Below are 12,970 nucleotides of genomic sequence, written 5' to 3'. Positions count from 1 at the left end.
ATGAGGACGCGAATGTTGCTTAATTTGTATGGAAAGTGTCTTCATCGAAGTTATGAGGACGCGAAAGCTGTTTAAATTGTATAAAAAGTGTCTTCATCAGTGTCTCATGAGAACCCGAAAGCTGTTCAAGTACTATCACTCATCGGAGTTATGAGACAAGTCGAGTATTTCTCCGCATTGTGTTGCAGTCTTTCGATTATAAATTGTAATGGATGAAATGGAGCTTGCAGTTATGCTAGAATAATAATTAAAACCTATGTAGGAGGGTTCCGAAAGTGAGTTCAGAAGGTCAAAATAAAAAGACGACTAATCAATTTACAATACTTAAAGATGATTCAACGGACGGTCACGGAGGGTATGGTGCCGGTACAGTCAGTTTGGAAAATATGTCGCCGGTTATTATAGATCCAAATGAAGACCGTGCGTTTGTAGATATGGGAGCAATGCATGCCCGAAGTGAAATAGAGCGACGTGTGAAATTTTTACCTAGCAAAGAAGAAGTGCCAAATGGAAAATTATACTGGATTGTTTGGGTGAATGTTGAAAAAAATGAAAATGGTGCCTATTTCTCTGGTGTTTGCGGAAGTGAAGTTCGTGTTGACCGTTCCATAAAACGAGCTTATAAATCAATGCCTCAGCATGTCACGCACATGGAAAAATCATTAAAAGGTAAGATTATGCTTGAACACATGGATGACCATTCGAAAAAGCTATTAAAGGATTTCCTTGCTGATTTTGAAGGCGGGAGTATGTGGGGAAATTCTACTGATGAACTAAAAGAAGTTCTTCCGAAATAATGAACAATTTGTGACCGTATTATGAACAATTGAATTACAACTTGTACTTTAATCAAGAAATTTGTAAAATGTATATACATGGGCTAACTCATGTATTGCTAGGACAAAAAAGAAGCTGACTCCAGACGTAAGATGGACCTTACAGGAGTCAGCTTTTTTTATTTGGAATTTAAAGAAAAACTTAGAAAAGCACTCGTTGCTCATCTAAACAGTCTATCAAACCATTTCTCGAGCATTCCTTTTTGTTTTTTACTTTTTTCTGATTTGCTATCGGGCAGGTGGACTGAGCAATATTCTGCTGGTTCTGTTCCTTTTTCAAAGTACATGACACGGCTTGTGTCACAGTATGTTGTTGCCCGCTCGCCTGAAGCGGGATCAATTGGTACTCCTACAACACCTGATGGAGCAGTGAACCTTTGTAATGGTTTTTCCTCGTGAGCTGCTTCCATAAAGCTTGCCCAAACATTTTTGGCATAACGGACTTCTTCGGTTTTTACCAATGGTTCATTATTGTCATAGCCTGTCCAGATTCCTGTAACAAGTGAGGGGCTGTACCCGATCATCCAGCTGTCCGTGTTCGTTGTTCCGGATTTTCCAGCATACGTACGGCTCAATTGATTGGCGATTGATGACCCCGTCACTGCCATATAGCCATCCAATGATCGATCAAACATCCCGGTCATTAAATGGGTTAATATAAATGCGGATTTAGGGTCGAGCACTTGTTCAGATTCTTTTTGATTTCTTTTAAATACTGTATTCCCATGGCGATCAATAATTTTTGTGATGGTATGTCCACTTATCTGATTGCCGCCATTAGCTATCGTGCCATATCCGGTCACCATATCCTCAACAGAAACCGCAGCCGTTCCAAGCGCCAAGGACGGAACAGCAGGTAAGTCGCCATCAATTCCAACTTTCTTTGCCGTATCAACGAGTGTTTCGGCACCAAGGAATAAATTCGTTCTTACGGCATAAACGTTATCGGATAAAGCTATTGCCTGAGCTAAGGGTATTTCCTGATTGGCATAATAGCCATTATAGTTACTCGGCTGATATACCTTTCCATCCTCAAGTTCAAATGCAGTTGGTTTACTCATTAACATAGTGTTTGGTTTATAGCCATTGTTTAAAGCGGCGTAATATAAGAATGGCTTAAAGGCTGATCCTGGCATCCGTTTTGCGCTAATGGCACGGTTAAATTGGCTTTTCTGATAATTCCTTCCACCTACAAGAGCGCGAATCCCGCCTGTAGCTGGGTTCATAGCCATTGCACCGATATTTATTTCGCTTTCAGGCTGAATAACATTTTTAGTGCTGCGTTCTAGCTTTTGCTGCAGGTCAACATCCAATGTCGTATGAATTTCATAGCCGCCTGATCGCACCAAGTCAGATTCTACGTTAAGAATATCAGCGGCCTCTATTAAAACAGTGTCCTGAAAATAAGGAGCTGCTGCAACCTTTTCCAGTTCTTCCTGTTCTGTGAAAGTAAGGTTTTCCCTGCTGGCTAAAAAATACTCCTGTGCTGTTATGTCACCGTCATTTTGCATCAGCCCTAAAATTCGTTCTTGCCGTTCTTCAGCATTACCCCGGTCGTTAAGCGGAGAATAGTAGGTAGGACCTTTTGGTATTGCTGCCAGCATCGAAGCTTCAGCTAATGATAAATCCTTAGAAGTTTTGTCAAAAAAATACCTGCTGGCAGCTTCAATGCCATGAGCCCCATGACCATAGTAAATCGTATTTAAATAGCCCTCCAGAATTTCATTTTTGGAGTAGTACATTTCGATCCTAACTGTATGAAAGGCTTCCTTCAGTTTACGCGACCACGTTTTTTCGTGGGTCAAATATAAATTCCTGGCGTATTGTTGTGTGAGTGTACTCGCGCCTTCTTTTAATGAAAAGCTCTTTAAGTCAGATAATACCGCGCCGGCAATCCGTTTTAAATCAAACCCATTATGGTCATAGAAATGCTGATCCTCGATTGCTAGGGTCGCATTAATTAATTGAGGAGACATTTCTTCCAAGTCAACCCAGTATCGATTTTCGGTACCGCGTTCCTCGCCAATCACTTCCTCATTTATGCTATAATAAATTGTATTTTGATCGATGGTAAGCTTTGGGGGCCCAAGTAAAAAGCTTACCAGATAAACCCCTGCAAGGCACACGACCCCAAGAATGAACATACTAATAGGAATTAATAGAATAAGCTGGCTTTTTTTCAATCGGAAAAGTTTTCTCATAGGCTTTTATCTCCAGTAAGATTTCATTACTTCCATTATGGGAAAAGATAACCAGAAATAAACGTAGAATCATGAGGGATATATAGTGATAATGGGTAAATAACTACTTTATGTTGATAAATACATACGATTATCGCTATAATAGGAAATTATATAAAGCAGGAGCGATTTGATGAATTCAGAACCAAAAGAGGTTTCGATTGAACTTCAGACAGTAATTACCGATGATGGACAAACGGAGTACAATACCGTTAAGGAGAATGGGAATTTTTATAAAAAAGATAATATAGATGTACTTACCTTTAAGGAGAAAGCGGACGATGGGTCGTTAATAAACAATCTGATAACCATCCATGCTGACAAGGTTAGTATAAAAAGAGTAGGAACCATTAAAATGCATCAGCAATTTCGTTTAAAGCAAACATCAGAAAATGTATTCCAGCATGCTTATGGTCACTTACATATGGAAACTTTTACAAAATCAATGCAATATCAGGAGCTTTCCAATCAGCAAAATGGACTGTTGAAACTTAACTATACCGTGAAGCTGAATGGCCAGGAAGAGCGAAAACAAAAAATCATACTATCGATCAAAGAGGAGGACTCCCAATGAACGTCTTGGCACAAACAGAGGATGTATTGAAGCAGGAAATTGCCACTTCCGTCCTGAAAGCGAACCTTGCAACGGAAGATGAGATGCCATCTGTTATTTTAGAAAAACCAAAGGACAAGGCCCATGGTGACTTCGCAACTAACATTGCGATGCAGCTGGCCCGGATTGCCAAAAAAGCACCACGTCAGATAGCTGATGATATTGTGGCAAATATCAATCAATCAAAAGCAACAATTGAAAAAGTGGAAATTGCCGGACCTGGGTTTATTAACTTTTTCATGAAGAACGATTACCTTGGTCAACTTGTCCCGACAATATTGAAAGCCGATAAAACATACGGCCAAACGGAAGCAGGGCTGGGAAAGAAAGTTCAGGTTGAGTTTGTTTCCGTTAACCCAACTGGTGATTTGCACCTTGGACATGCTCGTGGCGCAGCATTTGGTGATGTGTTCTGCAATGTCCTTGATGCAGCAGGCTATAATGTTGAACGGGAATATTACATTAACGATGCCGGAAATCAGATTGATAACATGGCACTATCCATTCAGGCGCGGTATTTGCAGGCACTGGGATATGATGCAGAAATGCCTGAGGGCGGGTATCATGGTGAAGATCTAGTTGGTATCGGCAAACAATTAGCCACTGAATATGGCGATAAATGGGCCGATGCAGATGAAATGGAACGTGTGACGTTTTTTAAAGAGTATGGATTAACATATGAGCTTGATAAACTGAAAAAAGACTTGAACGACTTTGGTGTCTATTTTGACAACTGGTTTTCCGAGCAATCTCTATATGATAACAACAAAGTAACCGAAGCAGTCCAAACCTTAAAGGATGGTAACTATGTTTATGAGCAGGATGGCGCAACATGGTTCCGTTCAACGGACTTCGGTGACGATAAGGATCGTGTGTTAATAAAACAGGATGGCAGCTATACGTATCTGACACCTGACATTGCCTACCATAAAAATAAAATTGAACGTGGCTTTGACCAAATTATCAATGTTTGGGGATCTGATCACCATGGCTATATCGCCCGAATGCGTTCAGCAATCGAAGCACTTGGCTATCCGGTTGAAAAATTCGATGTAAAAGTCATTCAAATGGTAAGCCTGTTTGAAGGCGGCGAAAAGATTCGCATGAGTAAGCGGACAGGCAAAGCTATTGCGCTACGTGAATTAATGGAAGAAGTGGGCGTTGATGCCGTCCGTTATTATTTCGTGATGCGTTCAAATGATTCACAGCTTGACTTTGATATGGACCTTGCACGTTCCGAATCGAATGATAACCCTGTCTACTATGTTCAGTATGCCCACGCAAGAATCTGTACAATGCTGAAGCAGGCAGAAGAAAAAGGGCTCGCAGCTGATGAGAACTTTAATGCAGAACTGTTAACTGCTGAAAAAGAAATTGACTTACTCAAAAAACTTGGTGAATTTCCAAAAATGATTGCAGAAGCTGCCGAAAAGCACACACCACACAAAGTAACGCAATATGTGTTTGACCTGGCAACACTGCTGCACAGTTTTTACAATGCAGAAAAAGTCTTGAACCAGGATGAACCAGAATTGACAAAAGCACGTATTGCATTAATGAAAGCAGTCCGGATTACCATCGCAAACGGATTAAAAATCCTAGGTGTATCCGCACCGGAAAAAATGTAAGCAACTTGCAGGGGCATGGCCTCTGCAAGTTTTTTAAATTAGGCTACTAGTGCTTGATGAAGATTTTTAATTGGAGATGAACTTCAACCGGACACGAGCAAATTCAACCTCATACGAGCAACTTCGACCGGATTTCGAGAACTTCAACCCTTGGCGAGTTTCCAAATTGATTGCTGAAGCTGCCGAAGTAATGAAGCAAGATTATAAAACAACTATTTTAGCGGACACAGGATACCTTATTTACTGAAAATCATCCAAAAATTGCAATAGATTACCTCAATAAGGGCTCTGGTGTCCGTCTAAACCTTAAATCACCTCATTTTGTCACAGATAGAGGCCGTGGTGTCTGCTAACATCCTAAGAAAGAAGTTCCTTGGCAATGAATTTTGCGTGACATAAGGAGGGAGTGCATATTTTTAATTACAATCGTTTCTAAACCTAAAAAAGTGGCATTGCTGCCAGACTTTTTTTAGCAGCAAATTAATTATGACAATTATCACATCTTCCTAAAAATCAGTTGACTGAATGATCATTCACATATAAAGTATTAGTATATTAAACTTAAAAATTAGTGGCGGTACGCATCTATAATTTTTTATAATTAATGCAATCGCTATCATTTTTCGTTATACTAAGACAAAAGGGGGAGCGGATGATGGACACATTTTTATTGATAAATTTGCTGGCGTTTATAGCAATCGTCATCTATGGTTTATATTTATTCGCTAGAGTAGTAGCTACACGAATATCATATATTAAACTCGGTAAGAAATCTGAGTTTGATCGTGATTTTAAGGAACGCTTCCGTCGTATAGGAAAAATCGTTTTTGGTCAATCGAAACTATTGAAGGATAAAAAATCCGGGACCATTCACGTAATGATGTTCTATGGTTTCCTACTCGTGCAATTTGGTGCGATTGATATGTTTATCAGAGGATTGGCGCCAGGAAGTCATTTACCATTTGGACCATTATATGAAGGGTTCACATTTTTCCAGGAACTTGTAACGTTGATGATACTTGTTGCTGTGGTATGGGCGTTCCACCGTCGTTACGTCGAAAAACTTGTTCGCTTGAAGCGTGGTTTTAAAGCAGGACTTGTTCTTATATTTATCGGAACGTTAATGGTATCTGTTTTAGCAGGGAACGGTATGGCCTTAATCTGGCATGGTGAAGGACTGACATGGACCGAGCCTATTGCTAGTTTAGTAGCAGCAGCATTTGGCTGGATGCCGCAAACAGCTGCTATGGTTTTGTTCTACGTATTTTGGTGGATTCATACGATCACGATACTATCATTCCTTGTTTATGTACCACAGTCTAAACACGCACACTTAATTGCAGCACCAATTAACGTATTTTTAAGCCAGCGTGTTCCGGGGAAGTTGAAAAAAATAGACTTCGACCTGGATGAAGAAGAAAATGAAGATGAGATTTCATTCGGTGTTGGGAAAGTAGAAGATTTTGAACAGCATCAGATGATAGACTTTTATGCATGTGTTGAGTGCGGACGTTGTACGGATGTATGTCCGGCATCTGGAACAGGTAAAATGCTGTCACCGATGGATATTATGATCAAAGTTCGCGATCATTTAACAGAAAGAGGTGCAGCAGTCACAGGTAATTCACCTTGGGTACCCTCTTATGCATTTTCAAATACTAATGGAAACCAAGCTGCGAATGCTGGAGCAAATGAAGCAGCAGCAGGCATGGAAAGTGCAAGCCTGATCGGTGATGTTATTACACAGGAAGAACTTGCTGGCTGTACAACATGCCGTAACTGTGAAGATGCTTGCCCGGTAAATAATGAACATGTTGGAACAATCATTGATATGCGCCGTTACCTTGTCATGACAGAAGGGACAATGGATCCGGATGCTCAACGTGCTGTTATGAACATAGAACGTCAAGGTAATCCATGGGGACTATCGAAGAAGGATCGTATCAAATGGCGTGAACTTGATGAAGAAGCATACATTCCTACCGTAAAAGAATTGAAAAAAGAAGAAAAAGAATTTGAATACCTTTTCTGGGTTAGTTCCATGGGTTCATTTGATAACCGAAGCCAAAAAATCGCATTGGCGTTTGCTAAGTTAATGAACAAAGCAGGAATCAATTTTGCGATTTTAGGTAATAAAGAAACAAACTCAGGTGATACGGCACGCCGTATCGGAAATGAATTCCTATTTCAGGAAATTGCAGAGAAAAATATTAAAGAATTTGAGAAAAATGGTGTGACCAAGATCGTAACAATCGACCCACACGCATATAATATTTTCAAAAATGAATACCCTGACTTCGGTTTTGAAGCAGAAGTTTATCACCACACACAAATGCTCTATGACATGGTGATGAATGGCAAGCTTGAACCAAAACGTGAAATCAACCAAAAGCTAACTTACCATGACTCATGTTACCTGGGAAGATACAACGGTGTTTATGACCCGCCACGTGAAATTTTAAAGTCTATTCCAGGTCTTGAGTTGGTAGAAATGGAGCGCAATAAAGAAAATGGTATGTGCTGTGGTGCCGGCGGTGGTCTGATGTGGACGGAAGAAACAACTGGTAACCGCATCAACGTTGCACGTACAGAACAGGCAATGGAAACACAATCAACCATGATCTCCAGTGCTTGTCCATTCTGTCTGACGATGTTAAGTGATGGTACAAAAGCAAAAGAAGTTGATGAAGATATCAGCACATTGGATGTAGCGGAAATTCTCGCATTGTCCGTATTTGTTGAAGACGAAGCAAAAACTGCTTAAATAATAGAGGGGTAACGTCGCCCCTCTTCTTTTTCGGTAATATATTGAGCGAGCGTTCAATCGAATTATGAAACAGATAATTGCAAGAGCATTCTGTTTTTTAATAATTATTTTAGAAAGCGTTATCAAATAAATCTTTGAAAGGATGTTGAGTATATGCGAAAAACAGTTATCGTATCTGGAGCTAGAACACCATTTGGTAAATTTGGAGGCGGGTTAAAGCCCTTCACAGCATCACAGCTTGGTGGTAAAGCAATTCGTGAGTCATTAAATCGTGCAGGTCTTGATGAAAAAGAAATCGATGAAGTAATTATAGGAAACGTGTTGCAAGGTGGCCAAGGGCAAATCCCTTCACGTCAGGCAGCTCGTGAGGCAGGAATTCCCTGGAATGTCAAAACAGAAACAATCAATAAAGTTTGTGCATCTGGATTACGCAGTGTAACACTTGCTGATCAGCTTATTCGTCTGGGTGATGAGGATGTAATTGTTGCTGGAGGCATGGAGAGCATGAGCAACGCACCATATTTTCTCCCGGATGCTCGTTGGGGCAACCGTATGGGAGACAAAAAGGTAAAAGATATGATGGTCCATGACGGGCTAACATGCTCTTTTGAAGGCGTGCACATGGGTAATTACGGAAACAGCACAGCTGACGAATACAATTTGACGAGAGAAGCACAGGATGAGTGGTCATACCGTAGTCATCAGCGTGCAGTAAAAGCAATTGAGGATGGAAAATTTGCAGAAGAAATCCTATCGGTGGAAGTCCCGCAGCGCAAAGGAGATCCAATTGTTGTTGATACGGATGAAGCGCCCCGTAAAGATACAAGTGTGGAGCGTCTAGCTAGTTTACGCCCTGCTTTTGATAAAAACGGAACAATTACTGCTGGCAACGCACCTGGCGTAAATGACGGCGCTTGCGCATTTGTTGTAATGTCAGATGAAAAGGCTGAACAACTTGGGAAAACACCGATGGCAACAGTACTTGGTCACGCAGAAGTTGCTGTTGAGGCAAAAGATTTTCCGCAAACGCCAGGACTTGTTATTAACAAATTGCTAGAAAAAACAGGCTATTCCAAAGATGACATTGACTTATTTGAAATTAACGAAGCATTTGCAGCTGTTTCACTAGCAAGTGGCAAAATCGCAGGCATCAATCCGGAAAAAGTGAATGTAAATGGCGGAGCAGTAGCACTTGGACATCCAATCGGAGCAAGTGGTGCACGCGTTATTTTGACATTAATCCATGAACTGAAACGTCAAGGAGGCGGAATCGGAATTGCAGCAATTTGCAGTGGCGGTGGTCAAGGTGACGCAATGCTGATTGAAGTACCGAAGCAATAACAGGCTGTTTGGCTCAAACGGACACACATTTGGCTCAAGTTTACAGGAAATCGGCTCAAACTGTCACAAATTCGGCTCAAGTTCACAACTTCCCGGCCCAAGTTCACAATTTTAATCAATCAAGATCAAGGAGGAACCTACATCATGGCAATTAATAAAGTTATGGTAATCGGAGCAGGACAGATGGGCGCAGGAATTGCCCAGGTCTTTGCACAATCAGGATTTGACGTCCTGTTAAATGATATGAACAAAGAAGCGCTCGAAAAAGGCATGAACAATATTGAAAAGCTCTTAACACGGGCTGTAGACAAAGAACGGATCAGTGAATCAGATAAAACGGAAACACTAAACAGACTGACACCATCCTCTGAATTGAAGGATGCACAATCACGTGATTTTGTTATTGAAGCAATAGTTGAAAATATGGATGTCAAAACGAAAGTATTCGGTGAGCTTGATGCAATTGCTCCTAAACATGCAATCCTGGCTACAAACACATCATCACTGCCAATTACCGAGATTGCAGCAGCAACAAACCGTCCGGACCAAGTGATCGGGATGCATTTTATGAACCCTGTTCCAGTGATGAAGCTTGTTGAAATCATCCGTGGATTGCAGACCAGTGACGAAACCTATCAGGCAATTGAGGATATGACTCACAAACTATCAAAAAGCCCAGTAGAAGTAAACGACTCACCAGGATTTGCCGCAAACCGTATTCTTATGCCGATGATCAATGAGGCGATCTTTTCATTACATGAAGGAGTAGCATCGGTAGAGGATATAGATACAGTAATGAAACTTGGTATGAATCATCCGATGGGCCCATTAACACTGGCGGACTTTATTGGACTTGATACATGTCTGTATATTATGGAAGTGCTGCATGAAGGGTATGGCGATAGCAAATACCGTCCATGTCCATTACTTAGAAAATATGTAAAAGCCGGCTGGTTAGGTAAAAAATCAGGAAGAGGATTTTATCAATATTAAAAACTACCAAGAAAAACAGGAAGGGGGGCATTTAGAATGAATCTTAATTTTTCCGACGAACAGGAAATGATGCGCAAAATGGTTCAGGATTTTGCCCAAAAAGAAGTGCAGCCAGAAATCGAGAGAATGGAACAAGAGGATCGTTTTCCAAAAGAAATTATCGGGAAAATGGGTGAGCTTGGATTGATGGGGATTCCAATTCCGGAAGAGTACGGTGGAACCGGGATGGATTATACATCCTATATTATCGCTATTAATGAGCTTTCAAAGGTCAGCGCAACAATCGGTGTTATTTTATCTGTACACACATCTGTCGGCACAAATCCAATTTTATATTTTGGAAGTGACGAACAAAAGAAATACTATCTGCCAAAATTGGCATCAGGCGAGTTTCTTGGCGCTTTTGCCGTTACCGAACCTGGTGCAGGGTCTGATGTTGCAAACCTGAAAACACGAGCAAAAAAAGATGGCGATAACTATATCTTAAATGGTTCAAAGATGTTTATTACAAATGGGGGAGCGGCTGATACATTTATTACGTTTGCCCGTACAAGTGATGTGGCAGGCGGGAAAGGTGTTAGTGCGTTTATAATTGAAAAGGATACACCGGGTTTTGAAATCGGTAAAGCAGAGAAAAAAATGGGGCTGCATGGATCAAGTACGGTACCACTAAGTTTTGACAATTGTGTTATTCCAAAAGAACAACTTCTCGGCAATGAAGGTGATGGATTTAAAATTGCTATGGCGAACCTGAATGTCGGGCGCATTGGAATTGCTGCCCAGGCGCTGGGAATTGGTGAAGCAGCAGTCGAGCATGCAACCGCATATGCAAAAGAACGCGAACAATTCGGTAAGCCAATCTCGAAAAATCAAGGTATATCATTTAAAATAGCGGATATGGCAACAGAAGTCGAGGCAGCAAAACTATTAGTCTATAATGTTGCATCACTAGTGGAACGCAACGTACCGTGTAACAAGGAAGCATCGATGGCGAAAATGTATGCGTCCAAAACTGCAAGAAAAGCTGCAATCGAAGCTGTCCAGGTGTATGGTGGTTATGGTTATACTGAGGATTACCCGGTAGAGCGCTTATTCCGTGATGCCAAAGTAACCGAAATCTATGAAGGAACAAACGAAATACAGCATATTGTAATAGCCAAAAACCTTTTAAAAGACTAAGGAGGACAACAGATTATGAATTTTCAACTAACAGACGAACAAGAAATGCTGCGTAAAATGGTCCGAGACTTTGCAAAAAAAGATGTGGAGCCAACTGCGGCTGAGCGTGATGAAGAAGAGCGCTTTGACCGCGATATTTTCGATAAAATGGCTGAGCTTGGCCTGACAGGAATTCCTTGGCCGGAAGAGTACGGTGGAATCGGCGCAGACTATGTAAGCTATGTAATTGCAGTTGAGGAGTTATCACGTGTTTGTGCATCAACAGGTGTTACATTATCGGCGCATCTATCGCTTGCAAGCTGGCCAATTTATAAATACGGAAATGAAGAGCAAAAGAAAACATTCCTCTATCGATTAGCTACAGGAGAAGCATTAGGTGCTTATGCATTGTCTGAGCCTGGTGCCGGCAGTGACGTTGTATCCATGAAAACCGTGGCAAAAGAAGACGGTGACCATTATGTCCTTAATGGCAGCAAGGTCTGGATTACCAACGGTGGTGTTGCAGATATCTATATTGTTTTTGCAAAAACTGATAGTGATGCAAAACATAAAGGAATCAGTGCTTTCATCGTTGAAAAAGGAACAGAAGGATTCACTTTCGGTAAAAAAGAGAAGAAGCTCGGGATCCGTTCATCACCAACTACCGAACTTATTTTTGAAAACTGCCGTATCCCGAAAGAAAATATGCTAGGTGCTGAGGGAGACGGATTTAAAATTGCCATGACCACACTCGATGGTGGCCGTAACGGAATCGCAGCACAGGCACTGGGAATCGCCCAGGGTGCATTGGATGCATCTGTTGATTATGCAAAAGAACGCGAACAGTTCGGCAAGCCAATTGCTGCGAACCAAGGTATATCATTCAAGCTAGCCGACATGGCAACAGAAATCGAAGCATCCCGTCTCTTAACCTATCAGGCTGCATGGTTGGAATCAGAGGGGCAACCCTATGGAAAAGCCTCTGCAATGTCAAAACTTTTTGCCGGAGATGCAGCAATGCGCATAACAGTCGAAGCTGTTCAGGTATTCGGCGGCTACGGTTACACAAAAGACTATCCAGTGGAACGCTATATGCGTGACGCGAAAATTACGCAAATTTACGAAGGAACAAATGAAGTTCAACGTATGGTAATCGGGCGTATGCTGACGAAATAACGCTCCAATAACCAGTTTGGCTCAAGTTGTCACAAAATCGGCTCGAGTTCACATGATTTTGGCTCAAGTTGTCACAAATTCCGCTCAAGTTCACAAAATATCGGCTCAAGTTCACAAATTCAAGCGACGAGCACAACGAATTTGAGCGGGCGGTCGCTAAGTCAAGCGAGCGCACAACAATATCGAGAGGTCCAACCGAAAAATTGAAGCACCACAAT

The 12,970-nt window shown here is 41.3% G+C and carries 9 protein-coding genes; 8 read left to right on the top strand and 1 reads right to left on the bottom strand.

The features are described 5' to 3' along the window. Window positions 1-275 precede the first annotated feature (275 nt). Window positions 276-797 (top strand): YwhD family protein, encoded by a 522-nt coding sequence (locus ACTWQM_RS03860; protein ID WP_443256836.1) that lies wholly within the window; start codon window positions 276-278, stop codon window positions 795-797. Between the two features lie 200 nt (window positions 798-997). Here the strand turns inward: ACTWQM_RS03860 and ACTWQM_RS03855 are convergent, their stop codons facing one another. Continuing rightward, complete coding sequence (locus tag ACTWQM_RS03855; RefSeq protein ID WP_443256835.1) at window positions 998-3,037, bottom strand: transglycosylase domain-containing protein; 2,040 nt, start codon at window positions 3,035-3,037, stop codon at window positions 998-1,000. A 172-nt stretch (window positions 3,038-3,209) separates the two neighbouring features. On the opposite strand from ACTWQM_RS03855, the gene ACTWQM_RS03850 reads away from it, so the two are divergent. From ACTWQM_RS03850 to ACTWQM_RS03820, 7 genes are all read left to right on the top strand, one after another. Beyond that, a complete protein-coding gene (locus ACTWQM_RS03850) occupies window positions 3,210-3,650 on the top strand; it encodes a DUF1934 domain-containing protein (RefSeq protein ID WP_443256834.1) in 441 nt (146 codons plus the stop codon). Beyond that, complete coding sequence (argS, locus tag ACTWQM_RS03845) at window positions 3,647-5,317, top strand: arginine--tRNA ligase (RefSeq protein ID WP_443256833.1); 1,671 nt, start codon at window positions 3,647-3,649, stop codon at window positions 5,315-5,317. The genes ACTWQM_RS03850 and argS overlap by 4 nt, the downstream gene beginning before the upstream one ends. Window positions 5,318-5,972: 655 nt before the next feature. Beyond that, complete coding sequence (locus ACTWQM_RS03840; protein WP_443256832.1) at window positions 5,973-8,081, top strand: heterodisulfide reductase-related iron-sulfur binding cluster; 2,109 nt, start codon at window positions 5,973-5,975, stop codon at window positions 8,079-8,081. Between the two features lie 156 nt (window positions 8,082-8,237). After that, window positions 8,238-9,425, top strand: coding sequence for an acetyl-CoA C-acetyltransferase (locus ACTWQM_RS03835; RefSeq protein ID WP_443256831.1), 1,188 nt, complete (start codon window positions 8,238-8,240; stop codon window positions 9,423-9,425). Between the two features lie 144 nt (window positions 9,426-9,569). Beyond that, complete coding sequence (locus ACTWQM_RS03830) at window positions 9,570-10,418, top strand: 3-hydroxybutyryl-CoA dehydrogenase (RefSeq protein WP_443256830.1); 849 nt, start codon at window positions 9,570-9,572, stop codon at window positions 10,416-10,418. Between the two features lie 36 nt (window positions 10,419-10,454). After that, a complete protein-coding gene (locus ACTWQM_RS03825) occupies window positions 10,455-11,597 on the top strand; it encodes an acyl-CoA dehydrogenase (RefSeq protein WP_443256829.1) in 1,143 nt (380 codons plus the stop codon). A 15-nt stretch (window positions 11,598-11,612) separates the two neighbouring features. Next, on the top strand, window positions 11,613-12,752 hold the full coding sequence (locus ACTWQM_RS03820; protein WP_443256828.1) for an acyl-CoA dehydrogenase: 1,140 nt from the start codon (window positions 11,613-11,615) through the stop codon (window positions 12,750-12,752). Window positions 12,753-12,970 lie beyond the last annotated feature (218 nt).

This window comes from Virgibacillus sp. L01 (assembly GCF_052246775.1).
In the GTDB taxonomy this organism is placed as follows: domain Bacteria; phylum Bacillota; class Bacilli; order Bacillales; family Amphibacillaceae; genus Lentibacillus.
Note: the sequence above shows the minus strand (reverse complement) of the source record. Positions and strands in the feature narration are given on the sequence as shown.